This is a genomic window from Gordonia sp. SID5947, assembly GCF_009862785.1.
Classification (GTDB): domain Bacteria; phylum Actinomycetota; class Actinomycetes; order Mycobacteriales; family Mycobacteriaceae; genus Gordonia.
In genome coordinates this window covers 24108-48937 of record NZ_WWHU01000002.1, presented here as the reverse complement: position 1 = coordinate 48937, position 24830 = coordinate 24108, and the positions used below count along the sequence as shown (strand labels likewise).

23 protein-coding genes and 1 pseudogene are annotated in these 24830 nt (G+C 66.5%); 12 read left to right on the top strand and 12 right to left on the bottom strand.

Translation table 11 applies throughout. The annotated features are described in order from the left end of the window. The first annotated feature begins 2 nt into the window (after window positions 1-2). From GTV32_RS22900 to GTV32_RS22870, 7 genes are all read left to right on the top strand, one after another. On the top strand, window positions 3-1628 hold the full coding sequence (locus GTV32_RS22900) for an SCO6880 family protein (protein ID WP_161062748.1): 1626 nt from the start codon (window positions 3-5) through the stop codon (window positions 1626-1628). 392 nt (window positions 1629-2020) lie between these two features. Next, the gene (locus GTV32_RS22895) at window positions 2021-3310 is read left to right on the top strand and encodes an ATP/GTP-binding protein (RefSeq protein WP_161062747.1); all 1290 of its coding nucleotides are present in this window, start codon (window positions 2021-2023) and stop codon (window positions 3308-3310) included. 25 nt (window positions 3311-3335) lie between these two features. Then, window positions 3336-3998, top strand: a complete 663-nt coding sequence (locus GTV32_RS22890; RefSeq protein ID WP_161062746.1) for a hypothetical protein — start codon at window positions 3336-3338, stop codon at window positions 3996-3998. A 25-nt stretch (window positions 3999-4023) separates the two neighbouring features. Next, entirely contained in the window at window positions 4024-5289 is a 1266-nt protein-coding gene (locus GTV32_RS22885) for a DUF1173 family protein (protein ID WP_202422920.1), read from the top strand. Further along, window positions 5279-7105 carry a TraM recognition domain-containing protein gene (locus GTV32_RS22880; RefSeq protein WP_161062745.1) on the top strand — a complete coding sequence of 609 codons (1827 nt, stop codon included), beginning with the start codon at window positions 5279-5281 and terminating at the stop codon, window positions 7103-7105. The genes GTV32_RS22885 and GTV32_RS22880 overlap by 11 nt, the downstream gene beginning before the upstream one ends. Beyond that, on the top strand, window positions 7102-7755 hold the full coding sequence (locus GTV32_RS22875; protein WP_161062744.1) for a hypothetical protein: 654 nt from the start codon (window positions 7102-7104) through the stop codon (window positions 7753-7755). Before GTV32_RS22880 ends, GTV32_RS22875 begins: the two co-directional genes overlap by 4 nt. Before the next feature lie 570 nt (window positions 7756-8325). Then, on the top strand, window positions 8326-8697 hold the full coding sequence (locus GTV32_RS22870) for a DUF1036 domain-containing protein (RefSeq protein WP_161062772.1): 372 nt from the start codon (window positions 8326-8328) through the stop codon (window positions 8695-8697). Window positions 8698-8884: 187 nt separating this feature from the next. Here the strand turns inward: GTV32_RS22870 and mobF are convergent, their stop codons facing one another. Beyond that, entirely contained in the window at window positions 8885-15214 is a 6330-nt protein-coding gene (gene mobF / locus GTV32_RS22865; RefSeq protein ID WP_161062743.1) for a MobF family relaxase, read from the bottom strand. Between the two features lie 497 nt (window positions 15215-15711). Between mobF and GTV32_RS22860 the strand changes: the two genes are divergently transcribed. The 4 genes from GTV32_RS22860 to GTV32_RS22845 all read left to right on the top strand — a co-directional run bounded on the left by GTV32_RS22860 (window position 15712) and on the right by GTV32_RS22845 (window position 17862). After that, window positions 15712-16230: a hypothetical protein gene (locus GTV32_RS22860; protein WP_161062742.1), complete on the top strand. Its 519-nt coding sequence runs from the start codon at window positions 15712-15714 to the stop codon at window positions 16228-16230. Window positions 16231-16239: 9 nt separating this feature from the next. Continuing rightward, window positions 16240-16767, top strand: coding sequence for a hypothetical protein (locus tag GTV32_RS22855; RefSeq protein WP_161062741.1), 528 nt, complete (start codon window positions 16240-16242; stop codon window positions 16765-16767). A gap of 98 nt (window positions 16768-16865) precedes the next feature. Then, complete coding sequence (locus tag GTV32_RS22850; protein ID WP_161062740.1) at window positions 16866-17462, top strand: hypothetical protein; 597 nt, start codon at window positions 16866-16868, stop codon at window positions 17460-17462. 28 nt (window positions 17463-17490) lie between these two features. Then, complete coding sequence (locus GTV32_RS22845) at window positions 17491-17862, top strand: hypothetical protein (RefSeq protein ID WP_161062739.1); 372 nt, start codon at window positions 17491-17493, stop codon at window positions 17860-17862. A 23-nt stretch (window positions 17863-17885) separates the two neighbouring features. Here GTV32_RS22845 and GTV32_RS22840 read toward each other — a convergent pair whose 3' ends face one another. From GTV32_RS22840 to GTV32_RS22790, 11 genes are all read right to left on the bottom strand, one after another. Further along, entirely contained in the window at window positions 17886-18827 is a 942-nt protein-coding gene (locus tag GTV32_RS22840) for a Fic family protein (protein ID WP_161062738.1), read from the bottom strand. Then, the gene (locus tag GTV32_RS22835; protein ID WP_237422005.1) at window positions 18824-19072 is read right to left on the bottom strand and encodes a hypothetical protein; all 249 of its coding nucleotides are present in this window, start codon (window positions 19070-19072) and stop codon (window positions 18824-18826) included. The genes GTV32_RS22840 and GTV32_RS22835 overlap by 4 nt, the downstream gene beginning before the upstream one ends. 43 nt (window positions 19073-19115) lie before the next feature. Further along, a complete protein-coding gene (locus GTV32_RS22830) occupies window positions 19116-19301 on the bottom strand; it encodes a hypothetical protein (RefSeq protein ID WP_161062737.1) in 186 nt (61 codons plus the stop codon). Window positions 19302-19316: 15 nt separating this feature from the next. Then, complete coding sequence (locus GTV32_RS22825; RefSeq protein WP_161062736.1) at window positions 19317-20000, bottom strand: hypothetical protein; 684 nt, start codon at window positions 19998-20000, stop codon at window positions 19317-19319. A 5-nt stretch (window positions 20001-20005) separates the two neighbouring features. After that, entirely contained in the window at window positions 20006-20188 is a 183-nt protein-coding gene (locus tag GTV32_RS22820) for a hypothetical protein (protein WP_161062735.1), read from the bottom strand. 17 nt (window positions 20189-20205) lie between these two features. After that, window positions 20206-20451, bottom strand: coding sequence for a glutaredoxin-like protein NrdH (nrdH, locus tag GTV32_RS22815; protein WP_161062734.1), 246 nt, complete (start codon window positions 20449-20451; stop codon window positions 20206-20208). 422 nt (window positions 20452-20873) lie between these two features. Further along, window positions 20874-21869: a DUF3560 domain-containing protein gene (locus tag GTV32_RS22810; RefSeq protein WP_161062733.1), complete on the bottom strand. Its 996-nt coding sequence runs from the start codon at window positions 21867-21869 to the stop codon at window positions 20874-20876. 30 nt (window positions 21870-21899) lie between these two features. After that, complete coding sequence (locus GTV32_RS22805; RefSeq protein ID WP_161062732.1) at window positions 21900-22268, bottom strand: hypothetical protein; 369 nt, start codon at window positions 22266-22268, stop codon at window positions 21900-21902. Between the two features lie 44 nt (window positions 22269-22312). After that, entirely contained in the window at window positions 22313-22741 is a 429-nt protein-coding gene (locus GTV32_RS22800) for a hypothetical protein (protein ID WP_161062731.1), read from the bottom strand. Window positions 22742-22822: 81 nt separating this feature from the next. Further along, window positions 22823-23212, bottom strand: coding sequence for a hypothetical protein (locus tag GTV32_RS22795; protein WP_161062730.1), 390 nt, complete (start codon window positions 23210-23212; stop codon window positions 22823-22825). A 401-nt stretch (window positions 23213-23613) separates the two neighbouring features. Continuing rightward, complete coding sequence (locus tag GTV32_RS22790) at window positions 23614-24090, bottom strand: PaaI family thioesterase (RefSeq protein WP_006896186.1); 477 nt, start codon at window positions 24088-24090, stop codon at window positions 23614-23616. A gap of 114 nt (window positions 24091-24204) precedes the next feature. Here GTV32_RS22790 and GTV32_RS22785 point away from each other — a divergent pair. Beyond that, window positions 24205-24830, top strand: a pseudogene (locus GTV32_RS22785) (TetR/AcrR family transcriptional regulator).

Below are 24830 nucleotides of genomic sequence, written 5' to 3'. Positions count from 1 at the left end.
TGATGACGATCGATATTGCCGACGCACAACGCGACAGTGTGCGCACCGCGATCCTGGGCGGCGAGGTGGCCAGCCGTTATGTCGGCGGGGTGTCGTTCCCCGCGAAACTGGCTCTGGTCACCTCGTTGCTGCTCACTCTGGTGGCGATGGTCACTCTCGGCCTGATCGGGTTGATAGTGGCCGTGGTGCTCATCCCCGGCACCATCGCGGCGGTGATCGACTTCGGCGGCGGGTCGATCGCCGGTCGCCGATTGCATCACCGGCACGAGCGCCGACGTCGTCGCCGCGGTGAGCACCTGTTCATCGGTGTCGACGACCCCGACTACGGCAACCCCGACATCGACCCAGGCTGGCTGCGTCCAGTGCCGCTGGGCAAAGTCGAACCGCTGGATCTCACCGGCACCGGACTCGATGACATGTTCATCCTCTGGCACCACAATCCCGGTGAGGCGAACTACTTTTCGCTGGTCCTCTCGGTACAGGGGCTGGCCGAAGGGCTGCGCTCGGACAACACGTGGGCACAGAACCAACAGGCACTGAGCGAATCGGTGTACAACGTGTGCGCGCGCCGCACCTCACATGTCAAAAGCCTGCAAATGGTCTCGCGTAGCGTGCCCTCGGATCTCAACCCGCACGAAGCATGGATCACCGAGCGGGTCGCCGCGCTCGACCCCGCGCTGGCCGAACGGCTACGCGGCCCGATCATCTCCTACGGCGAGCTCATCGATGACATCCGGCCCTACGCCGAAGATCACCGCTGCTATATCGCCGTCTGCATCGGCGAGACACCGGCCCTGATGAAACAGGCCGCCCGCCTGGCCGGCAGCAAAGGCGCCGCAGTGGAAGGCGGTGTGGCTCTGGTGATCCGTGACGAAGTCGCCAACATTCAGCGCGCCCTACAGGCCAGCGGCTACGGTCGCGTCGATGTGCTCGGCGAACAGCGAGCGTGCTCGGTGTTTCGATCATTCATCAACCCGACCTACCCGCTCGATCAGCACGAAGGTGTTCGGTGGGAGACCTGTTTCCCGTCCTATGTGGGCACCCCTGAGGCGATCGTCGTTCGCGCCGACCCCGACGATCCCGAGGCGGTGGCCTGGCACACCCGGGTGGCGACCGTGCCACCGGGCAAAGTCGCACCGGTGCCGCTGGGACCGGCGTGGCTCGCACCGATGCTCACCGGTGTCGAACCCGACGAGGGGGACCCCACCGAAGGTGTGCCGCCGAGTCCCACCATCCGCACTCTGGCCGTGCGCATGGACTTCGTGCCCGCCGACCGCGCCCGCCAAGTCGCCAAGAAACACCGCACCAGTGATGCCGCCGCCGCGCTGGAAGCCGAGCAGCGGGGCCGCATCAGCGACGGCACCTCCGAAGTGATGGCCGATGCATCCGCCCGCCGCGCCCAGGACCTCAAGGAAGGATCGGGCTATCACGGCGTGATCTGGTCGATGTCAGTGTCGGTCACCGGCCGCGATCCCGACGACTGTGACCGCGCGTGCGCCCGCGTGGCCGCCGCCGCCGACGAGTCCGCCATCACCGAATTGCGCTGGCGCAAAGGCGACCACGACATCGCCATGTTCTGGACCCTCCCGATGGGTCGCGGCCTGGCCACCACCCGCTACACCCGCTGACATGCCCAACCCCAATAGCTCGACTAGCTCAGCTAGCAAACGAGAGGACCACCGGCGATGACCATCGTTCGCGGACCAGACGAAGTCCTCGCGGACATCAAGAACGGCCCCCAAGCCGCAGTCAACAACTGCAGCACTGGTGGCGATGGGTACTTGGCCGCGAAGAATCCGCACCGGCGGAGAGCACGTGGGAGCCACCCACGCGCGACCTCACCGACGACGACGGCTATGCCGAACTCCCGAGCAGCTCTGGGGCAGTTGCGCTTCGCCGCGAACCTCCCGAACGCCTACGGTGGCTTGACAAATGGGGATGGTACGAGGATCGCCCAGCCGGGGCGTGGTCGACCACCCGACAAGCCGAAGCACTCAACCTGGCCACCACCCGCCAACCAGTGCAACATGGCGGCCTACTGGCCGGGCGCAACCTGATGGGCCAGGCCGCTGTACGGCTGGACCCGTTCGAGCTCTACCGCGAACGCGTCATCGACGGCGTCAACGTGTGCGCCATCGGTGACATCGGCTCGTCGAAATCATCGATCCTCAAAACGTCTGGGCTGTACCGGCAGCTGATACTCAACCGCCAGATCGTCGCTTTCGACAAGAAACGCCAGGGCGGCCGCGGCGAATACGGCGTCATCGCCGACGAACTCGGCGTCCCATCAGTGACCTTCCGAGCCGGCGGCGGCGGGGCATCGCTGAACCTGCTCGACCCCGCCATCTCCACCGACGGCCGCCACACCGGAGGCGTGCCCGGGGTGGTGCCCGCCGGGCAAGAACTCCTGCTCCTGGCAGTGCTGCGCGACGCGATGGAGCGGCCACTGAGCCAGCCGGAAAAGGCTGCGGTGCGTCTAGCTCTGTCCACCGTCAACGCCCGCGCGGCGGCGGCGGGAACCGAGCCGCTCCTCGTCGACGTCGCCGGTCAACTCCTCGACGGTGTCTCCGGAAAGTCCGAACAGGCCTTGGACTACGTTCGTCGAGGCGAGGATCTCCCCGAATCCGTGCGCGCCGACCTGGGCGACTTCACCTACTTCGGCAAACGCTGGGCCCATCGCTCTCTCGAGTGGGGAGTCGCCCCCGGTCTGGCCATCCTCGAACTCGTCGACGGGGCTCTGCGCGGCCTCGTCGACCAACCCACCAGCCCCGAAGTGCACGAAGCGCTCAACCATCCGTTCGTCCACTTCGACCTGTCCGCGCTGCCCGAACAAGGCCCCGGTCTGCGAGTGGTCATGACCACCGCGCAAACCTGGCTGGCCAATCGGCTGGCTGCACGCGCAGCCGACCGCAAGCAGACCATCGCGATCTTCGAGGAAGGGTGGTTCCTCGGTGAGGGATCAACCGGTGTCGTGGCGCGCGGCAACATGAAACTCTCTCGCGGTCTCGGCCTTTCGACCTGGTCAGCGTTTCACCACCTCTCCGACCATGCTCGCGATTCACCCTCGCGGGCATTGATGCAGGAATCCGACATCGCCCTGCTCTACCGGCAGGGCCGTGACGACGACGCCCGCGAGGTGTGCCAGATGTATCACCTGCCGCCAGAGACCAAAGACGTTCTTACCCAACTCCACCGGGGCCAATGCCTTGTGTGGATGAAGGGCCGCGACCCGATCCTCATGCAGCATGTGCGTTCGCGTATCGAGGCCGACCTCACCAACACCGACAACGTCCTCGAAGGCACCACCTAAACCACAGAGAGGAGATCAACCCATCATGAACACCCACGATCCCACCGCCCACCTACCTGGGGACCCTCCCGAACGCAGCTGGGCCTACTCGCAACAGGGCGACGGCCAGCGGCCGGCCACAGCTGCCTATTCTGAGCCCTCACCGCTGAACTACTATCCCGACACCGACCCCACTGGCACCGGCTCCGCACCACCAACAGGTGGCCACACCCAGCGCTCCGAGATCCCCACCGAGCGCAAGCACCGCAGCTTTGACCCGGGCGTCGACCTGACCCGTTACGTCGGCAGCGCCGCGTTCACCGCCATCACCGCAGCACTCGTCGGCTACCTGGGTGTGCTGCTGATCAATATCGTCACCACGCGGTGGGTGCCGGCCGCCTACTGGATCGAACACGCCTTGTCCCGCCCCGCGCTCACCGCGTCGACCGCTGCATGGCTCTCGGCCGCCGCCGCCATCGTCGCCGCCGGAATCATGTGGCTGCTCTTGAAGATCACCAACCGCACCAGCATGTTCTTCACCGCCATCGCCGCCCTCGTCGCGGCCATCGGCTTCGTGATCACCTACGCCTCCGGCCCCTGGCAAGCCACCCTGGGCCCCGCGTTCCTGGTCGCCGTGGTCATCGCCGTCATCGGCGTTATCACCACCGGCTACACCCGACTCTCAACCACCGACCCAGCCCGCTACTAGGACACCTCGGGAGAGGACGACCCGAATGAGTAACCTCACGCTCGACGGCACACCACTGGGCGCCATGAGTGACACCACCACCCAACAGACCTTGGCTGACGCACATACCCGCCACGCGCGCCCGCTGTGTGGATGTCGCACACCAGGTGTGCCGATGTACGTCGCCGCGACGGGCAGTGGGTTCATCGTCAAACGCATGCCCAACTCCGGGGCCGCCCATGACGCAGGTTGCGGGTCGTGGCAACCGCCCGCAGCGTTGTCGGGGCTAGGCCAGGTGATCGGTGATGCGATCACCGATAACCCCGAGGACGGCACCACGACCTTGCGGTTCGGATTCTCTCTGTCCAAAGGCGTCGGGCGCACGGCACCGGAGGTCACCGGCGAGGCCGAGGCCGACACGGTCGTCGCCGACGGGCACAAGCTCACGCTGCGTGCCCTGTTGCATTACCTATGGGACGAAGCAGCTTTGACGACCTGGTCACCACGCATGGCTGGCCGCCGCAACTGGCGGGTAGTCAGTTGGCATCTGCGTCAGGCTGGGCACAACAAGCAGGCCAAACGCCAACCGCTGGGCCGCAAACTATTCATCCCAGAGCCCTTCGACCCAGACCACAAGGCGCAGCTGAGTTCGCGCCGTCACGCGGCGTGGAAGGCAGCGCAGGCCAAGCCCGGCAAGCCGACCCCACTCATGGTGGTGATCGGTGAGGTCAAGGCGATCGAGGAGACCCGGTTCTTCCACAAGCTGGTCATCAAACATCTGCCCGACACGTCCTTTCTTCTCGACGCCGACGTGCATCGTCGACTGCAGAAGCGGTTTCGTGCCGACCTCGACGGCTGGGCCGGCGACGACACGGCGCATCTGATGGTGATCGCCACCTTTCTGGTCAATACCGCCGGCATGGCAGTGGTCCAGGAGATCGCGTTTATGCTCACCGACCGGAACTGGCTCCCGCTGGAGTCATCGGCGTCCAGGCTGCTGATCGGTGCCGCGGTCGAGCAATCGCGGCGGTTTCGAGTGTGTCTGCGCTACAACCTGTCAGCGGCCGACCACTCGGCCGCGCTGGTGTTCTCCGACACCGAGGCCCCGACCGCAGCGTTCATCCTCGACGAGGAACCCGCCGGCGCTGACCCCGCCGCCGATGATGGCGCCGACAGCGGTGACATCAGTGGGCGTGAGCTGCTGACGGCGGAGCTGGCGGGGATGAGCGCGTGGGAATGGAACACCGATCTGGAGATGCCCGAGCTACCCGCTCGGCACCAACCGAAAGGCCCGACACACCATGGCAACTAGCGGATATCGCGGTACACGCTCAGCCACCCAGGACGGTACCGACTCAACCGCGGCCACCCTGATCATCGGCGGTGTCGTCGCGATCGCCACCCTCGGATGCGTGGTGTCAGTGGCCGGCGCACTTTCCGGGCTGCTGGCTGGGCACGGATGGGCGTGGCCCAGTGGCGATGATCCGGCGCTGTTCGCCGGTCTCAAGGCCACGATCACCAGTCCATCGAACCCCGCAGCGGCCTGGCCGGGTGACACCGCCGCCGGGTCGGGGTGGCTGTTCTGGGTGTGCTTTGCAGTGCTGGTCGCCGCGGTCGGTGTGCTGGCGTGGAAGGTGTGGGCGTTCATCGACACTCGCCGTGCCCGCGCCGAAGCCAAAGAGCGTGGCCTGGCCACCGCCACTGACCTCGCCGCGGCCAACTTGACCGAAGCGGCGGCCGTGATGCGGGCGCGGCGCGGCAATGTCACCTACGACGGGGTCAAGACCCGCGACATTGATCCGGCCGAAGCGGCGATCTACGTCGGCGAGCTGCGCGGCCGTCGCGAACCGGTCTATGTGCAGCACCGCGACTGCACCATTTGTGAGGGCCCCACCGGGGCCGGTAAGACCTGGCGTATCGCGGTGCAACGCTGTTGGGATGCACCCGGTTTCCTGGCGGCCACCACAACCAAAGTGGACATGATCGCCGCGACCATCGGCGAACGCAAAGAGGTCGGCGACGTCGAGGTGTTCGATCCGACCGGGCTGACCGGATGGCCCAAGCCGTTGCGGTGGGCGATGCTGGCCGGATGTGAAGAGCCCGAAACCGCGATCGAGCGCGCGGCGGCGCTCGTCCAGGCCTCGCCGATGGAAGGGGTGCGTAACAGCAGTTTCTGGGAGGTTCGCGCGGCGACGGTCATCCGATGCTTCATGATGGCCGCAGCCCTCGACAACCAGGGGCTGATGACGGTGCGGTCGTGGGTCAACCTCAAACAGTGGAAACCGGCCTACGAGATCCTGCATGGCGTGTACGCCGACTGGGCCAACGACCTCAAGTCGGTGGCCAACAACCAATCCGAATCCACCGACGACGTGTTCGGGACCGCCTCCATGCTGCTCGACCCGCTCGCTGATCCGTCGATCGCCCGGATGGTCGATGTTCCCCGTCACGAGTCGATCGACCTCGAATCGTTCGTGCTCGGCGGGGCCAACACTCTCTACCTGGCGTGCAAGTCAGAGCAGAAGAAGGTTGCTCCGATCGTGTCGGCGCTGACCGCTGAGGTGTACCGCATCCTCGACCGCCAATCCCAGCGCGAACCCAACAACCGCCTAGCGGTTCCCGCCCGCCTCGTCCTCGACGAGGTGAACAACATCGCCCCCATCCCGCACCTGCCCGACAAGATGACCGACAGTGGTGGGCGCGGAATATCCATCTGGGCGTTCGCCCACAACCGGTTACAGAACATCAAGCGGTGGGGGCAGACCGCCGGCCAGGAGTTCACCATCAACGCGCCCAACCGGATCATCCTGCCCGGCCTCGGCGACCAGCAGGAACTGGACTCACTATCACGGCTGTTCGGCACCCGCTACGAACGTATGAGCCCCGACCCGCACGACATTCGGGAAAAGGCAGTTCTCAGTGTCGACGAGATCCGGGAAATGGAAGAGGACCAAGCGTTGATGATCTACCGCGGGACCAAACCGATCATGCTGACCCTGCCGCAAGTCTGGGATCGCCCCGACCTAGCCCACGCAGCCGAAGCCTCCGCTGACCTGTTCAACCGCATCCGCGCCACCGGCGACGTCACCACCCGGCTCGCCGACATGCCCACCAAGGCGGGCCAATGACAACGACGACCGACACCCGCACCAACCGCAGTGAGCCCACGTTCAAGCCGTCTCGTTTCTGCTGGGACACCCTCGATCGCGAGGCCGCGCAACAGTTGTGGACCGAGCTCGTCGACTGGGTGGGCTGGCTGCGGATACGCTACGAACTGCCCAGCGAGATCCCCGGCTGCTGGTATCGCCACTCACGCATGGTCGAGGAACTGACCGCACTGATGACAGCGCACCGCGCCGCCTACGACATCGCCAACACCGCAGATGGGGATATCGAATATTGGGCGGGCATGGCGGCCTGGCACACCCAGTACCTACGTCCATTCCTGGCTCACCTCAACGATTTCGGCGTTCAGGGCTGCACCACCCGCGACTGCACCGCCCAGCCACGCGACGTACACACCTTCCACGACATCGCTGACTGGGTCGACCGCGACGTCCAAGCGCGGAAACCGCGCTCGGCCACCACCCCGGCGACCATCTCACCAGCCCGGATGGCTGAGCTCGTCCGCGAAAGCCACGCCGAACCTGTCGATCTCACTGACCCCGACAGCGGCTACCGCCATAACGATGCTCTGTGGCTGCTGGACGCCAAACGTAAAGTGTTTGTGGCCCAGATAGAACCTGTCGACGATTCGTCGCCCGACCAACCGAACTGACCGACGGGCGCGCCGAACTCGTGCGTGCCTCCTAGACCGGCGGTAGGTAACCCGGCCCGCGCACCACGCCGAGGTGCCCGCCGCCCACCGCGGCAGGAGAAGGTCAGATCTGCTGTTGTTCCCCGCCCGGAACAGACGGATCGAACCTTCTCCTGCCGCACCCTTACATGGGCACCTGAGCCGCAGCGACCGTGAGTACCAAACCACTGGTTCCGCTGATTGAATGACTGCCCAGTGCGCGGATCACGGAAGTGCCCAACTGTCGACTCCTCGTCTGGTCGAATTAATAGTGGCGACGGTCCGCCAAGGCAATGGGTCTAGTGCTTGAATCGCGGCGGCCACTGTAGGCCACAAGGAGTCCAGATCAGAAGAAAGCCGGGGTAGACATGATGGCTAAGCGCGCGGACCAAGAAGACCTGACAGAGTTCGTGTACGCAGGCGAGCACGGCACCCACACTTCCGAAGATGACCAGGCCGCCAAGTCGACGAAGCCTTCACTGCGCGATGGCGCCGGGGCAGATATGCGTGTCACCGAACACTCGCTTGACGACGAACAGAAGGGGTAAGGCGATGTGGTTGGCCTTCAAGAACAACTACAGCAAGAGGGTGCGGGTCGCGGTCATGGAGTACGACCCGGACAGCTGCGGTGGTGAGTACGGAAATTGGTCAACAGAGGGATGGTGGAAGTTCGATCCCGGTAACTCGAGAACCGTGATTTGGACGATGAATCGATACGTCTACTACTACGCCGAGGCCACCGACGGAACGTGGTGGGGCGATGAGGACGGTCGGATTCGGATGTACGTCAACCCTTACGAGAATTTCGAGTCCTGCTACCGGATCGGTACAAGCACATGGGATGTTGTGCAGCCGAAACGTAAGGACGTGGGCACCTTCTGGCTCAACACGCTCACGGTTAACTTAACCGCACGGAGAACCTAAACCCCTGACGGCGCGGCGAACGGGCCTCAGCGTTGGACCTGTACCGACGTCGAACGATTGAACGTCTTTGGGAGGTGCCCTCGCCGGATCAGTCCTGTTCGAGAACAAAGCAGGAAGATCTGATGTCGCGCTGTCTCTTTCGGATGCGCCACACAAGACTGTCGGTCCCGTTCTGAGGATCGGCCTACTACAGGCGGCGTCGGGTGTGTTCGATCTCCTGTGGTGCGCTGCGATGGGCCGCGGCGTCGTTGTCGGTGCCGAGCCGGGCGCTGTTGCGCTGCTGGTCGAGGTCGGCGAGGCGTTGGAGGTGCTGTTCGCGCTGTTGTGAGGTGAGGTCGTCGATGTGGTTGGTGACCGAGGCGTGCGCGGTGCGTTGGTGGTGTGGCGCAGATTCGGGTACTGGGTCGAATGTGGTTGATGCGCTGCCGTACTGGGCGTGATAGGCGTCGAGATGGGTGTGCGCGCTATCCCAGGTGTCGGCGAGGCGGGGGTCGGTGGGTCGTGTTCCGAGAATCGGTTCCCACCGGCTGGCGGCGTTTGCGGTGTCGATGGTGGGGCCGGCGGTGCGCGCTGACAGTGCTGAGGTGTAGTCGCGGTGTGCTTGTTGTGCGACGTCGAGTGCGGCGGCGTTGTCGCCGGGGATCGCGACCGGTGCGGGCGCCCAATCGGGTGTGGTAACAGGGGTCGTGAAGGCGTGGGCTGCTGCCGTGTCGAGGGTGACGGCGTCGGCGAGAGCGGGGGCGTGCTGCGTGATTTGTCCGTACAGGGTGCGGATGTCGGCGCCGGTGGTCTGGTGTTGGTGGAAGAGTCTGCGGCAGAATGTGTCCCAGTCGCTGCTGGTGGTGTCGGCGGCGGGGAATGCGCGTTCGAGCTGCTCGCTGTGGTCGGTCTTCCAGTGCCGGTAGTGGGTGTCGGCGGTGGTGGTGGCGAGCTGGTGCACGTGTGTGGCCAGGCCCGCGGCGTCGGGGGTGAGGTCGACTGATCGGGCGGCCGAGCGCAACGCGTCGTCGGGGGCGATGCCGTGGCGGTGCGCTGCGGCCAGTGCGTCGGCCAGCGCCACGCGCCGTGGGTCGCGTGCTAGCGCGTCAGCCGCGGTGGGTCCGAATACTTGCGCGGCAGCGCGGATGCGATGTTCAGCGAGGTCGGCGGTCGCCGTGTGATAGGCGATGGCCAGCTCGTCGAGCGGCGCGTCGGCCAGCGCGACGGTCCCCACCGACGCAGCGAGCTCGACTGGCGAGTGTCGGCGCACATCGGTGCGTGTGGTGCGCGCCGGCGCGGTTGGCATCGGTGGCGGCAGGGTGAGGCTGGCGGCGCGTCGGCGGGCTGCGGACCGTTCAGCCCGGAACACTCGGTCGTCGAGGCGGTGTGCGGCGCCACGTAGCCGGGTCAGGGCGTCGAGGTCGACCCGCTCGGCGGCCATGCGTGCCCGGTGCACGTCGCCGGCAGTGACAACACCGTTCGGTGCGAGTTTGGTCAGGGTGGAGTTGGCGGCACTGACTCGGACCAGCGCTTCGTCGGCGCGGGCACGGGCGTCTTCGGCGTGCACGGCGGCAAGTTCGCGTTCGGCCGCAAGCCGTGGGTCGTCGTCACCTGTAGTGGGGGTGAGGCGGTCTCGGACCGCGGCCGCGGCTTCGGCGGCCAGGTCGGCTTCGACCCAGTCGTGGTGTGCGCGGGTCATTTCGGCCAGGGCCGGACGGTGCGCGTCGGCGCGGTGTTGGAGCTCGTCGAGTCGGCCGCGGGCGGCAGCCACGGCCGGGCCCTGCTGGGTGGGGTCGAGGATGAGCGCGTGCAGTCGGTTGGTGTCGGCGTGGGCGGCGGCGGCGGCACGGCGCAGCTCGTCGAGGTCGGTGTCCTCAGGCAGCTCGACGACGATGGCAGGACGATCGGCGGTGAGGTCATCGAAATCGAGATCCCCGAGGTCGTCGACCTGCGGGCCGTACTCCTCCTCGTCTCCGGAGGGTGCAGGGTCGGCGGTGAGCGCGGCGAGATAGTCGTCGTCGGCGTCGGTGGCGGTTTCGGGCAGGTCGCCGTGGCCCTGGTCGTGGAGATCGGCTGGTTCGGACGTGTGCTCGATGGTGGGGTCGGCGGGGGCGGTCTCCTCCTCGGCGGTGCTCAGCGGCTCGTCGGGAAGCGGGATGTCCTCGGCGTGGGCGCTGTGGGTGGCGAGTAGGTCGACGCGCCAGGCCAGTGCGCGGGCATATTCGTCGAGGCGCACGTGCTCGCCGTCGCCGCCGGCGTGGAGCAGTTGGTCGGCGGTGGCCAGGATCTCGGCCGGTGTCCACTGCTGCGGGTCGGCGGCGGTGACGGCGGCGACCAGGCTGGGCCATGCGGGATCGGTGTAGATCGCTTCGGCGGCTTGGTCGCCGACGATGTGGGCCAGCTCAGATGTCCAGGGCACTCGGATCGCGGAGTCGGTAGCGTCGAGGACGGCCGGTTCGAGGTCGCCGGCGACCCGCCACCACAAGGCCGCGGCGGGTAGTTCGGTGGGCAGCGTTGTGTCGGCGGCCGCGTCGGTGAGCAGGGTGTGCACGTCGACACCGGCACGCGCAGCGACGGAGAGCCGTTCGGCCAGATCGGGCCAGAACGGATCCGCGGTGAGATGGGTGTCGATCGAGTGTGCCAGTTGATCCCATCGGCGGGTGTCGGCGCCGTCGGTGTGGATGGCGTCGGCGAACCGCTCGGCGAGCCGGTCTTGATGGCGGCGGCGGCTCAGGGCGTACTGGTCGGGGCCCAGTGGCCGCTTGTCGCGGTCGTCGATGGTGTGGGCGGCGCGGAACACGGCGATGTCGGCGAGTAGACGACCGTGGTCGCCGTCGGCGACGACCAGTGGGCGTGCCCAACGCGGAGCGCTGGCCGCGGTCCATGTCTCGGCGTTGGCGCGCACATGGCCGGCCATGTCTGTGGCGAGTTGTTCGCGGCGGGCGAGGTACGGGCCGTAGTCGTCGTGGGCGGCCAGGGCGGCGGGGATCGCCGGCAGCCACGGCAGCGGCCCGCGCCGCGCGGCGGAGTGCTCTCCGGAATGGTCAAGGCGCCAGTCGAGGACGGCGGCGGGATCGGCGGCAGTACCGAGTTCGCGGACCGCGATCGCCGCGGCGAGTCGCTCGAGTGTGTAGTCGGCGGCCGCGGTGTCCGGGTTGGGTCGGTCGACGGCAAGCGTGGCCAGATGGTGGCGCAGCACCGGCCAGGCGGCGGCGTCGGTGAGCCCGGGTAGGTGGTGGTCGGCACCGTGGTCGATGGCGGCCATGACCTCGGGTCCGAGGTGGTGTTCAGAGATCGCGCCGACGGCAAAGGTGTAGTTGTCGGCGGCGGCGGCAAGGCGTGCGGCGGGGGAGTCGGCGTCGCGGACGGCGGTGGTCGCTGAGGTTTGCGCACCGTCGCGGGTCAGGATGCTGCGCATGAGATCGACCGCGGTCGGTGGCCGTTGTGCGCGGTCGAAGATGATTTTGTGCGGGTCGGACTCTGAAGTTCCGAGGTAGAGGTGGTTGCCGTCGGTACCGCGGGTCATCGCGACGTAGAGCAGTTGTTTGTCGAGTTGGTCCGAGCCAACAATGTGGCAGGTGCCCAACTGTTTTCCGCGTGATCCGACGGTCATGCCCTGGGCGCCGTGGATGGTGGAGGCGTAGCCGAGTTCGCAGTCCGAACGTACGTAGTCGGCTGGCAGGGTCAGGCTGGCGCCGGAGGTTTCGTGGCGCACGGTCAGGGTGTTGTCGGCGCCGACGTCAGTGATGGTCCAGCGGTAGCCGTTGCGGACGAAGTCGGTCCCGGACAGGCGGAGTCGGCGGTCGTTGCGGCGGGTGCGGATGGTGTCGCCGAGGCTGGCGGTCAGCCCGTCGGCCAGGGTGACTTCGCGGCCGCCGGCCAGTGCCGGGTAGTCGGCGAGGCGGTCGTTGCGGGCGCGTTCGTTGAGTTCGCGGACTGTGTCGAGAGTGGGGGCGAGCATGACTGAGGCGTGCCCGGCCTGGGTGTCGCGTCGCCATGCCTGGTAGGCGATGTCGGCGGCGAGGGTGTCGGCCGTGACGTGCACGCGCTGGTGATCGATGTAGTAGCCGATGGCCTCCTCGCGGCCCTCCCGGATGGCCAGGGAGGCGGCACCTTCGGCGGTGTCGGTGAACCGCATGACTTCGGTGAGGGTGAGGGTGTTGCCGACGTCGGCAACGTCGCGTAGCACGCCGCCGGCGGCAACGGAGGCCAACTGTTGGTCGTCGCCCACACCTTTGACGTCGGCTCCACGGGCCAGGGCATCGGCGATCACCGGGTCGAGGGAGGCGGTGGAACTCATGCCGATTTCGTCGATGAGCACGACCGTGCCGGGCCCGATTTTCTCGAACCAGTCGGGCGCTTTCTCGAGGACGGCGGCGCGTGCGTCGGGGTCGTCTCCGGCCGCGCGCAGCGCGTGCAGCGTCCAGGCGTACTTGTCCAGGGTGTCGGCGTGGCTACCGATGTCTTTGGCCAGGACCTGCGCGGCATTCGCGGTCGGGGCGAGGCCGATCAGGGTGCCGCCACCGTTGGTCCACGCGGTCGTGAACGCGGCCATCGCCGAGGTTTTGCCGGTTCCGGCGGGAGCGAGTGCCAGGTGGAATCGGGCACCGGTGGTGGCGAACTCGCGTACCAGGGCTTGCTGACCAGCGTTGAGTGGGTACTTGTTCGCTTCGTGTTCCAGGAGGGCGAGGTCAACATGCATCGGGTCGCTGCGATGCCCATCCGAGAGCTGCGCGGCCGCGACGATACGGCGCTCGGCGGCGAGCACTTCGGGGCTGGTGAAGTGGTCCAGACTGCGGTCGACGAACACCGATTCACCGTCGCTGCCGCGCAGCATCGCCGGTTCGCCGCGGTCGCCATCGCGGCGGGCACGGGTGATGTGCACGCAGTGTTCGCTCAGCGCGGTCGCCGCGATCCGGTCGGCCACGGCGGTGATGTGCTCGGGTGCCACGCCGAGAATGCGGGCCTGGCGTAGCGCTTCGGCGCGCACGTGGTGGGGTTGCCACACTGAGCGGGTGGTGGCCACGCGGGTCACGGCGGTGTGGGCGTAGTCGCGCACCTGCGCGTCGGTCAGGTCCTCGGGTCGGCGCGGGCCGTGGTCGGCCAAGTTCGCCGCGGCCAACTCCCACAGACGGTCACCGGTCGGGGCCGGCGGATGATGCGGGTGTGCCCGCCCCAGCGTGAACATGCCTTCCAGTCGGCGCATCTCAGCTGCCAGCTCGGGGTGCACGCTGACCCCGAGACTGGTGGAGACGAGGTCGGCGAGCGCGGCGTCGGAGCCGAGGGTGTCGATCGCTTCGGCGCGCCACTGGGTGCGTTGTTCGGCCAGGGAACGGGGCTCGTGTTTGGCTTCGCGGGTGGCCAGGTTGGCCTGCTGGCGTAGCGCGATGTGTTCGACGGCAGTGGGTTCACGTCCGTGCTCGGCTTGGAAACGGGCGATGAGTTCGTCGGTCTTGTCCTGGATCGAGCGGGTGCGTGCTGACCACCGGGCCGACAGTTCCGGGGAGACGCCGACGATCTCGCGGACGGGTCGTTTGCCCCGAAGTTCGGGGTCACGGTCAGCGAAATGTATGCCGGGGAACTCCGCGATGATCTCGGCTTCGAGTCGGGAGTTGTACTCTTCGCTGGCTTGCACGGCCAGGCGGTGCAACGGTTTTCCGTCGAGAGCTCCCCATCGTTGGATGCCGTCGACACCGGTGTAGCGGACCTTGTTCGAGATGGGCACGTGGGTGTGCAGATCGGGGTCGCCGCAGCGGGAGTCGCGGTGGGTGAAGGCAGCCGCGATGAGTCCGTCGGCCTCTACGCGGGCGACACCGTTGGTGCCGATGCGGGTGTAGGCGACGTCGCGTTCGATCGAGGCGAGCGTCTTTTCGACGGCGCGCTGGTGGGCGGCTTCGATGCGTTGTGCGACCTCGCGCGGCGCGACTGCCCATAGGGTCGACACCGATTTCACGGGGGAGAAGGTGAGGTCGTATCCGGCGACAGCGGTGGTCTTCTGCCGGGTTTTGCGGGCGATCCACCCGGACAGTTCACGGCTATCGGCGGGGGAGCGGCCGAACTCGGTGGTGAACATGTCGGTGGCGACGCGGGTGCGGATCTGTGCGCGCACGTCGGCGGGAATCTCGGCGCGGGCCTTCTCACCGCGGCTGGTGTTGTGTTCGCTGAAGGCTTCGGCGACGGCGGTGACAAAGTCGTTGGCGCCGTCGTACACCTTGAACGGTGTGCCCAACCGGGTCGCGGCCAACGCCACTCCCGCGCCGTGTCCGTCGGCGGACATGGCGGCTTCGATGGCGGTGGCGTTGGGGTGGCGGCCTTCGCCCCACAGGGCTTTCATCTGCTCGCTGGTAACCACGTCGCCGGCGTTGATGTCGTCGAACGCGACGAGCCCAGAACCGAGCCAGCGGCCTGGTGCTTCACCCTTGGCCGAGTAGTAGGACTCCAACGAGTCCTTGCCCAGTTCTGTGTTGTCGTGGGCGGCAACCTGTTTGGTCAGGTACTCATAGCCGTCGCCAGCAGTGAGCTTGTGCAGGCTCATCATCGGCGCTCACACCCCGGTGTCGGCGGGCACCTGAGTGCTCGCCGGATCGGTGAGGGCGTGGCCGCGGCCATGCAGTGATCGTAGCAGGCGTTACTTTCTTGTGACCTTAATGCAAGAGGTGTGTACATATCGTCGTGGCGTCTGCCGGTCGAGGCGGAGTGCTGAGGGTGGCTCGGATTCTCATCCGTCGTGTCCTGTTCTCGACCGGGTTGTCCTAGGTGAGCCTCGGGGTTCTCGGGTGTGAGAATTGCTTGCTTGTCGAAAGTGAAGCCCTGAGGTGGTTCCCGGTTGGGGAGAGTGGACGTGACCAGCGGGTAGGCCGGACAGAAGTGGTCGGTGCTCGACCAGCGACGTGATCAGTCGCTCCCGCAGGGGCGGTGGCAGTTACGGGTGCGTGGAAGCGTGACCTCGCGCCTGGCCGGCAGTAGGGTGAGAAGCGGATATCCGAATGCTCTGCCGATCCATTCGGTGCCACGACACAGGTAGGTGGATTAAACATGTCTAGTTCGACGACCGCGAAAAAGGTCACTGCACGTACAAAGGCGCGCCAGAAGATTGCGGCGCAGCGCGAGGAACAAGCTCGTCGGCAGAAAGCCGACGAAGCCGACCTGGCCGAAATCCTGAAATCTCTCGAGAGCCAAGACGGTGCGGCCGCCAAACGTTCGGATGCAATGGCGCAGGCGAAGGCTCACTACGACAAGGCAGTCGAGAAGGCGCACGCTGACTACGCCGAGGCGGTCGCCGATTCTGAGGCGGCCATCGGCCATCGACTGTCCGACATGCGCGGGCGTGGCCAGAGCGTCGGTGATCTCGCCGAGCTGACCGATCTCACCGAGAGCGACGTCCGACGACACGTCAAGGCACACAAGGACCGAACCGGCGACACCGCACCGGCGGCCGAGGTGGCGGCGCAGTCAGCCGCGCCGCCACCAGCGTCGGAGGACTCGGAAGCGTTAGGTGCCGGAGACGACCGGGGCGGCGCCGCAGCGTCGGAATTGTCGGTGGCCGCGAGTTGACTGTGAGCCGTGGCCACAGCACAGCGGCTCTGCGTTGACCTCGACCGCGATGCGCAGGAGATCACCCGCTTCACACGATTCTGCGTCGCAGGTCCGCCAGGAGCATGCACGATCTACGTCGGGGCTATCGGCGACGACGGCTACGGCCGTTTTTGGCTCGGCCGCCGGCCGGGTCCGGCCGTGGTGCGAGCACAACGATTTGCCTACGCCGCGGTGCACGGCGAGATCGCGGAGCGGGTTGTTGCGATGCACGAGTGCGATAACCCGCTCTGCGTGGCGGTCGGGCGCGGCCACGTCGTGGCCGGCACCCAAGCCGACAACCTGGCTCACATGGCCGGCAAACACCGTGGCGGGGGAAGCGGTCTCGGCCGCGGCAGCACCGGGCTTGATCGAGAAGCGCGGCGGGCACGGGCGCACGCGCTGCGTGCTGCAGTGCTCGACGGCTGGAACAGTGAACGGGTCCGAGAAGCGTTAGGTATCTCGATGCCCGGACAGGACTCACTTTTCACGTGGCCACCGATCGGAACACCTCAGTGAACTCACCGACGCCACACTCCGATGGACACAGGCCTGGCGATGACGTGTGGTCAGCGGAGCGGGCGTTGGTTGTCGAGCAGCTCGCCGAGTGTGTGCGTATGAGCGGACAGTCGCGGCTTCCCCGTCTGTCGTTCGATGAGTCGCGGGCGCGGGGATTGGTGCCGTCAGTCGATGGGACACCGACGTCCGGGGGGATGGCGTATCACTGCGGGGACGACACTGTGGTCGTCGACCTGGAAAATCTGTTCGGCTTGCCGGGCCAGGTCGACGTCGATGATCCGCGCATCATCGACGCGGTGGCCGGATGTCTTCTGCACGAACTGGGTCACCGCCATCACCGTGGCGCCGAGCTCGTGGTGCATTGGGGATGGGCACTTGCTGCGGCCGTTGGCATCGGTGGCTGGGTGCTGAGTTGGTTCGTCGACGGGAGCAGCATCGAGCTAATCGCCGGCGGTGTGGCGCTCGTGCTGTTTCTGGTGTGGTGCGCCGTCTTTGTGCCGTGGCGACGGTGGCAGGAACGACGCGCCGACCACTTCATGGCCGATGTTGGGGGCGCAGAGATCAGCGATGCATTTCTGGCTGTGATCGCGCACGGCTACAGCGGACGGCCGGACAAGCTGGGGATCTACGACGAGCCCGACCACCGCCGACGCAGAGTCGAACAACGGTTGGCCCGCCGGCAGTCATCACCATGACGGTGCAGTGCGCGTATCTGTCGGTGGCATGGGCGACACTGCCCTCACGGGGCACTTGTTGCTCAGATGTGGCACCACCGCGAAGGAGGCGGGCGGGATGGAAGGTTTCGTGATGATCGCCGCGGCTGGGGCGGCGGTGTCGATCTTGGTATGGCTGTTCGGCTCCGGGTTGGCGCGCTTCGCCGGCATCCTGTTGGTGATCGACGGACTGGGCGGTGTGGTCATTCATGCCGGCAGTTTCGACAATCCTCGGTACGCAATCGAAGCTGTCGCCGGTGTCGGGCTATGGATGTTCGGGCACTGGCTCTTCGCGCTGAAACATGGAGTGTGGCGAAGCCGTGTGGCACGGGCGGCCTGGCGGGTGCCCGTGTGGTCTTGGGCGGCACCGATCCGCGGATAAACGCAGTCGGCCCCGCGGCGTCGTTACAGGCGACGGTGGGGATCGCGTGACACGTGTGAGGGCTCCGTCTCGTGGCGGGGTGTGGACTGTGCCCTCGCGTGGTGCTGGGCTTGGCGTTGGCGCTCGAGCTCGGCGAGATGCTCAAGGTGGTCGCTGTGATCCGGAGGTGATGCGCGGTCGGCCGCGGTAGCGGGTTTGAGTTCTCGGGTGAGGTCGTCGATGCGGGTGCGGTGTTCGAGCGTGTGTTGGTGGTGGTGGAACTGTTCACCCGTGACGCCGTTCTCGGCGTCTTGCATCATGGCGTAGTAGATCGCGACGGGGCGGAGCTCGTCGCGGATACCGTCGGTGGCCGATAGCGACGTGGTGACGTGGTCGCCGGGTCGGATGAGACCGGGTCGCAGTTGTTCGGCGAGCCAGGTGGGGTCTTCGGTGACGAAGCTGACGTGGCGGGCGGCGTGGACGGCGTCGGCATCGACGGCGCGCCAGTCGATGTCCCAGTCGCTGTCGTGCAGGTATTGGGTGAAGAACACGCGCTGGCTGCGGCTGTTGCCGTCGAGCATGGGATGCGCCCAGGTCAGTGCTGACCAGTGGTCCGCGGTGAGGTTCAGTGCGTGGTCGGTGTCGGTGGGCGAGGGCCGGCGGTCACGGATGTCGGCGAACACGTCGTCGAGTACGGCGGCCAGCTGCTCGGGTGGGCAGTGGGTGATGCCCATCGCCTCGGTGTGTTGTCCGGGGGTGCGTAGCTGTCCGGCCCAGCCGTAGACGTCTTGCAGCAGATGGTGGTGGATCGTTTGCAGGTGGGCGAGGTCGAAGGCACCGGCGGCTAGGTGGGGATCTCGCTCGAGTTGGCGGCTGCGGATGCCGGCCATGCGCCGTTCGTAGCGTTCGAGCTCGTCGACATCATCAAGGCCGGCCAGGTTCGGGTGAACGGGGCCGGCCTTGATGCGGGAGTTGGGGTGGGTCACTGCTCGGTGGGTGTCTCGCTGTCCCGGTCGGCGGCGATCTCGTCGAGGATGCGCTGGCGCTCTTGCTCGATGGTGGTCTCGCCGCTATCGATACGGCGGATCGCGTCTTTGTCACGGTCGGTCAGTGGCATCCCGGCCATGGTGTGCCCGGCGTCGACGGCGGCGATGATCTGCTCGACCGACCGTGTCGCGAGTGCGGCGTCGATCTCGTCGCGGGTGCGTGGGTGCTGGGTCATGGTGGTCATCTCGATCGGATCTCCTTGGGCGAGTTCGAGTATACGGCGGGCGTTAGAACAGGGTGATCTGGTTACGGGCGGCTCGTTCGGCGGCGCGGGTGTCGGCGCGATTCGCGGCTTGTTGCGCGGCGTAGGGGGTGAGGTTGACCGCGGCGGCGATGGCGGCCCAGGTGTGGCCGTGGTCGCGTAGATCGGCCGCGAGGTCTTCGGCTTGGTGGTCGTCGAGAGTGTCGGACATGACGGGTCTCCTCGGTCAGATGCGGGCCAGGTTGTCGCGCACGGTCAGGCGTCGGCGTTCGGCGGTCTGCTGGTGAGCGGTGAGAGCGGTCCAGTGACCACCGAGTTCGTCCACGGGGCGGGTGGCAATCATCTGGTGCATGCGTGTGACCAGTGCGCGATAGCCGCGGCGGTACCAGGCGTCGACGAGCGCGGCCGCCAGGTGGGGGAGGTCGGCGCCGCCGACCACGGTGGCTCGTGGTGTGGCGGGGCTGATGATGTCGAGCATGGCGTTTTTGGTGTGGCGGTGCAGGTTTTGGTCAGTAAGTCGGGCTTGAACAAGTTGCGGCGTTGCGGGAGTGCCTTCGTCGATCAGGGTGACTGCGGCGTCGAAGATGAGTCGGTTGGCGGGACCGAGGAACAGGGTGGTGTCGACGGGCAACACTGTCAGGTCGGGTGCCGATTCGTCGCGGGTACCGATGACGGCGGTGATGACCTGGCGGGCGATCGCGGCCGGCGCGAACAGTAGTGCAGCGAGGAATGTCAGTTCGAGTTCGAGTGCGGCCTCGATGTCGTCGGCTGGGTCGAGGACACCGTACAGCGTGAGGTCGTCGGCATCGGTGACAGTTTCGAGTTCGGGGAGCGGTTCGATCGCCGAGGCGGCCGAGGGCGTGATGTTTGCGGCGTCGCTGTCGTCGCGGGTGCGGGGGTATTCGGCCATGACAGTCACCTCGCTACTCCTGCCTGCTCATCGTGGGGCCGTTGTCGGCCCGAGTCTTCGTGTGCCCATGTGTCGCATTGGGCGGCCAGCTCGGCGAGTTCGTCGCCGTGGCGGGGATCTCCGTCGGCGTATGCCTGATCGGACTGTGCCCAGTAGCGGGTGGCGCGTTCGGTGTAGTTGATGCTCACGGGTCTGTCCTTTCGTCTCAGGCTGCGGTGCTGGCGAGGTTCTTGATGCGGTCGGGTCGAAAGCCTGACCAGTGGTCGTCGCCGGCCACGACGACGGGGGCTTGCAGGTAGCCCAGTCCCATCACGTAATCGCGGGCGTCGTCGTCGGTGCTGATGTCGATCACCGTGTAGTCCAGGCCGGCCTTTTCGAACGCCTTGTAGGTGGCGTGGCACTGCACGCAGGCCGGCTTGGTGTAAACGGTGATTGTGGTGTTGTCGCTCATTGTTCGTATCCATTCTGTGTGCGTCGCGAGGGTTTACTCTGTCTTCTTATTCTATCGCGAATAGTGTTGCCGTGCAACGGTTTCTCTGTCCTATCGTGCCTGTGTGTGTGCCATTTCCTGTTATTAGCCGCCCATTCGTGGTCGCACATTCTGTCCATTTAGTGGAATCGGAAAAAGCGGTGCGAAATAAGTGGAGCGGAGCATCGCGACGCGTAGCGCGTGCCGCTTTTTCGGGTGGAACGGATTGACAGAATGTGCGACCACGTCATGAGAATCGGCGGGTGCAGGAAACGGCGAGGACGTCCGGCGGCCGGGATGTGGAGGTGAGTGGGGCCGCGAAGCGATCTGGTCCGCCGGGTTCGATGCCCGGCGGACCGGACCCCGCCGCGGTGGGTGGGGTCCGGTGCTGGTGGTGGGTGTGGTTATCCGGTCTCGTCGAGATGGGTTGTGGTGGGTCGGTGTCCGGTGATGCTTTGATACGGCAGGGTTCCGCGGATCATGCGGCCGCCGAAGGGGGCGGGTGTTTCGACGCTGACACTTTTCTTGTTGACCCGCAGCACGGTGCACCAGTCGTCGAAGCGGCTGCGGACTTGGTCGCCTTTGGCGATGGTGGCGGGGCTGTAGTTCCCGGCTTCGCCGCTGGCGATCTGGTCGGCGCGAACCTGTTTCCAGTGGGCGATCTGGTCGGCGCGTTGGGCGATGCGGGCGTCGAGCTGCTCGCGGTAGCTGCCGGTGGCCGGCGGGGTCTCGTCGCACACTTTCTGTCCGCTGCTGGTGGTGTAGAGGGTGCGGGTGTGTCCGTCTCGTGCGCGTTCGTCGCGGCGTTGGTCGGCTTCGAGTGTGTCGATGCGGTTGGCGACGGTGCGCGGGTTGTGGCGGCGTGCGCCGGCATCGGCGGCGATGTCGGCGCGGCGTGCGGTGTCGGTGGCTTGGTTCTCGGCGGCGATGGCTTGGCCGAGTTTGGCGTGGGCGTTGTCGATGGCGCGGCGGTGGCGGCGTTCGTTGTGGTGGCCGATTTTGATCGGTTCGCCTCCTGGGGGCAGGGCGGCGGTGGCGCGGCGGTCGGCGTCCCAGGCGTCGTCGGCGCGGCGGCGGTGCCGGTCGGCTTTGGCGTCGAGGGCGTCGGCGCGGTCTTGTTGGCGGGCTGCTTTGTCGGCCTCGACGGTGGCGGTGTCGCGGAAACTGGTGTCGAGCTCGACGGTGACGTCGTGGCCGGCGTCGGCCAGGGCTCGGCGGGCTTGTTCGATCTTGTAGCGGTTGGGTTGGTGGTCGCGGCTGTTGGGGACTCCCCACATTCCGAGGGTTCGGAACCAGCGGAAGCCAACGGATTTCAGGATCGTGTTGGTGCCGTCTCCTCGGCTGGTGCCGTCGACGAGGGTGCCGTCGGTGGGGGTGTGGGTGATGGTGATGGTGGCCATGATTCCTTCCGGTGGTGGGGGTGTGGGTGGTTAGGCCGCTGGGGTCCAGTGGCCGGGGATGAGTCCTTCGCGTTCGTCGCCGGGGTCGCTGTGGCTGGTGGCGGCGTCGGCGAGGACCTGCCAGGGGTCGGTGAGCGCTTCGTGCCAGGTGGCCCAGCGGTGCGGGGGTGCGAGCGGGTCGAGCTGGACGGTGGGGCCGGCGGTGCGGTGGGCTTGGCTGATGGCGGCGGTTTCGGCGCACCGATGCGAGTGCGTGGGGGCGTCGAGCTGGCGGACGGCGTCGGCGATGGGGTCGCGGGTGTCGGTGGTGGCGGCGAGGTTGGCGGCGGTCCAGAGGACACCGGCGGCGGATTGTGCGTAGTCGGTGGGGATCTGGGCGGGGGTGTAGTGGCGGCTCATGATGTGGTGTCCTTCCCTCGAGGTGGTCGCGTCGGTCGGTGTGGTTAGAGGACGAAGTCGTGCACGTTGACGGTGCGGGGCTCGGTGACCTCGGGGATGGCGGGCACGTGGGCGGTGTGGCCGCTGTTGGCGCGGCCGCCGAGGATGGCGTAGCCGTGGGGGGTTGCTTCGACGGGGGCGAGGTACCAGCTGGTGCCGCGTGGGGTGCCGAGTAGGCCGGGCACGTAGTCGACGGTGCTGAGGCCGGTGTGGGGATGTTCGATCGTGATGATTTTGGTGGCCCAGTGCACCGATACCAGGGCGTATACGTCGGTGTCTCCGGTGACGGGTTCGTCGTGGCCGGCGATCGGGTCGGCGATGGTGCCGCGCGCGGGGTGGGCCGGGAACGCGTCGATGTGGCCGACGATGTGGCCGATACGTCCGTCGGACAGTTCGACGGTGGTGGTGGCCAGTGCGGCGCGGTTGCTGGTCATGTCGGGTGTCTCCTTGTGGGGGGTGTGGGGTTGGTGTCCGGTGGGGTCACCGGTGTGTGGCGCGGTGACCCCACCGGGGCTTTAGCGGTAGTGCTGGTCTTCGGCGCCGGCCAGGAGGTGATCGGCGTGGGCGATGCGACCGCGCAGGGTGGCAATCCGGTTCATCGACGCCTGGGCCTCGGTGAGGCATGCGTCCTCGGCGTCGAGTGCGGTGACGTCGCGGGTGAGTGGGTCGAGCCAGTAGCGGGCGTTGAATGCTTCACGCTCGATGGAGTCGGCGAGTGCGGTTTTCCACTGCTGTACCGACTCGATCAGTGCCTGGCCGTAGGTGATTCCGCGCAGGTGGGCTAGCAGGTTGACCGTTGCGATGGTCGGGCCGTCGAGGATCGCGCTCGGCTGGTCGCCGAACGGGTCGGCGCAGGGTTCGCCGGTGTGCTGGTCGTACCATCCGGTGTCTGTGGTCGGTGCCATGTTGTCCTCCTGTGCGGTGGTCGGGTTTGTTTGACACCAGCCATCTCTTCCCGGCGGGAGGAACTGTCAAGGAGGCAAGCGGAAAAGTTTCCGTAGGGAGCGCAGCGACCGTGGTCGGCGGAAAGTTTTGTGCGCCTTGATGGTTCCGACCAGAGGGCAGAGAATGGATGGGGGCACACAAACCCCATCGCCTGATAAGCACGGCGCGGCGCAGCCGCGTCTATTCAGATGCCGGCGCCCGCCGGCACCCACCGCCACCAGCTGCACTACCGATCGGGCGTGCAGGGGCTGGGCCACCTCGATCGTGGGTGGCCGGCGGGGATCTCAATGCGGGTGCGCAAGGATGGGCCAGCTGGTGGATGCGGGGCGACTCTTCTGCTTGGTGGCGTGCCTGGCGGTCGCTAGTCGGCCTGAAAGAATCTGGTGATGAGGTCTGCTGTGGCGCCCCAGTCTCCGTGACGAAGAAAATGACTCAAGTCGACCTTTACGAAGACCGCTTCTGCGGCGAAATAGGTTGTGTCGCCGACAGTACCGTTGGCTTCGATGAAGAGCGCGCGGTCGGTTTCGTCGACGAGGGAGGCGGTGATGTGCACGGGGGTGTGCAGTGGGACCGGGCGTCGATACTCCACGGTGAGGGTTCGGGTGACTGCGGGTGTCTCGGCGATCCACAGGGTGAAACCCATGATGTCATCGCATGCCGCTGAGATGGCTCCGCCGTGGGCGAGTCCCGGGGCTCCTGAGTGGCGCTCGTCGAATTGCAGGTCGGCGTAGACGTGGTCGCCGTGCAGGTGTACCTCGAGGTGCAGGCCATTGGGGTTGTCTTCGCCGCATCCCATGCACCATGGTGCGTGTGCTGGTAGTGGTTTGTCGCCCCTCATAAGTGACCTTTCTGAGCCTTCAATCGGTACCGCCACTGGCAGTTTCGCTCTGTTACCGACGGTATTGTTGTGCAGTCAGGGGTTCGTGATTTTGGCTATATAGGGAGTGGCCAGGTGGAAACCATCGATTCCGACGATGTTGACCCGAGGCGGGTTCGGTCGCGTCAGCGTTTGTTGGATGCTGCGGTGACCTTGCTGAACAGTGGCGGGGTCGAAGCCGTTACCGTGGAGGCGGTCACTCGACTGTCTCGTGTTGCTCGCACCACCTTGTATCGTCACTTCGAGAGCTCCACAGATCTGGTGGCGGCTGCCTTCGAGCGATTGTTGCCTCAGGCCGAGACCCCGAGACGACGACGTCGATCCGTGATGACCTGCTGAAGCTGATGCAGCGGCAGGCTGAGCTTATTGAGCAGGCACCGCTGCAGTTGACGACGCTGGCATGGTTGGCAATGCTTCCCGAGCAGCCCCGGCAATCCGGGCAATCCGACGGGGATCAGAACGCGCTCGCGCCACTGCGTCGTCGAGTCGTCGAGCAGTATCGAGAACCATTCGATCGAGTTTTGACGAGTGACGTGGCCACGGCGGAGCTCGGCGACCTCGATTTGACCATGGCAGTCACTCAACTGGCGGGCCCCCTTGTCTTTGCCAAGCTCACGGGCATTCGGTCGATGACCGTTGGCGATCTCGAACAGCTTGTCGACGATTTCCTCATGGCCCACCGGCGACACCAAACCTCCTGA

Coding starts and splice junctions, on each gene's coding strand:
- GTV32_RS22900 (WP_161062748.1), top strand. CDS start 3: ATGACGATCGATATTGCCGACGCACAACGCGACAGTGTGCGCACCGCG.
- GTV32_RS22890 (WP_161062746.1), top strand. CDS start 3,336: ATGAACACCCACGATCCCACCGCCCACCTACCTGGGGACCCTCCCGAA.
- GTV32_RS22885 (WP_202422920.1), top strand. CDS start 4,024: ATGAGTAACCTCACGCTCGACGGCACACCACTGGGCGCCATGAGTGAC.
- GTV32_RS22880 (WP_161062745.1), top strand. CDS start 5,279: ATGGCAACTAGCGGATATCGCGGTACACGCTCAGCCACCCAGGACGGT.
- GTV32_RS22875 (WP_161062744.1), top strand. CDS start 7,102: ATGACAACGACGACCGACACCCGCACCAACCGCAGTGAGCCCACGTTC.
- GTV32_RS22870 (WP_161062772.1), top strand. CDS start 8,326: ATGTGGTTGGCCTTCAAGAACAACTACAGCAAGAGGGTGCGGGTCGCG.
- mobF (WP_161062743.1), bottom strand. CDS start 15,214: ATGATGAGCCTGCACAAGCTCACTGCTGGCGACGGCTATGAGTACCTG.
- GTV32_RS22860 (WP_161062742.1), top strand. CDS start 15,712: ATGTCTAGTTCGACGACCGCGAAAAAGGTCACTGCACGTACAAAGGCG.
- GTV32_RS22850 (WP_161062740.1), top strand. CDS start 16,866: ATGAGCGGACAGTCGCGGCTTCCCCGTCTGTCGTTCGATGAGTCGCGG.
- GTV32_RS22845 (WP_161062739.1), top strand. CDS start 17,491: ATGGGCGACACTGCCCTCACGGGGCACTTGTTGCTCAGATGTGGCACC.
- GTV32_RS22835 (WP_237422005.1), bottom strand. CDS start 19,072: ATGACCACCATGACCCAGCACCCACGCACCCGCGACGAGATCGACGCC.
- GTV32_RS22830 (WP_161062737.1), bottom strand. CDS start 19,301: ATGTCCGACACTCTCGACGACCACCAAGCCGAAGACCTCGCGGCCGAT.
- GTV32_RS22825 (WP_161062736.1), bottom strand. CDS start 20,000: ATGGCCGAATACCCCCGCACCCGCGACGACAGCGACGCCGCAAACATC.
- nrdH (WP_161062734.1), bottom strand. CDS start 20,451: ATGAGCGACAACACCACAATCACCGTTTACACCAAGCCGGCCTGCGTG.
- GTV32_RS22810 (WP_161062733.1), bottom strand. CDS start 21,869: ATGGCCACCATCACCATCACCCACACCCCCACCGACGGCACCCTCGTC.
- GTV32_RS22805 (WP_161062732.1), bottom strand. CDS start 22,268: ATGAGCCGCCACTACACCCCCGCCCAGATCCCCACCGACTACGCACAA.
- GTV32_RS22800 (WP_161062731.1), bottom strand. CDS start 22,741: ATGACCAGCAACCGCGCCGCACTGGCCACCACCACCGTCGAACTGTCC.
- GTV32_RS22795 (WP_161062730.1), bottom strand. CDS start 23,212: ATGGCACCGACCACAGACACCGGATGGTACGACCAGCACACCGGCGAA.
- GTV32_RS22790 (WP_006896186.1), bottom strand. CDS start 24,090: ATGAGGGGCGACAAACCACTACCAGCACACGCACCATGGTGCATGGGA.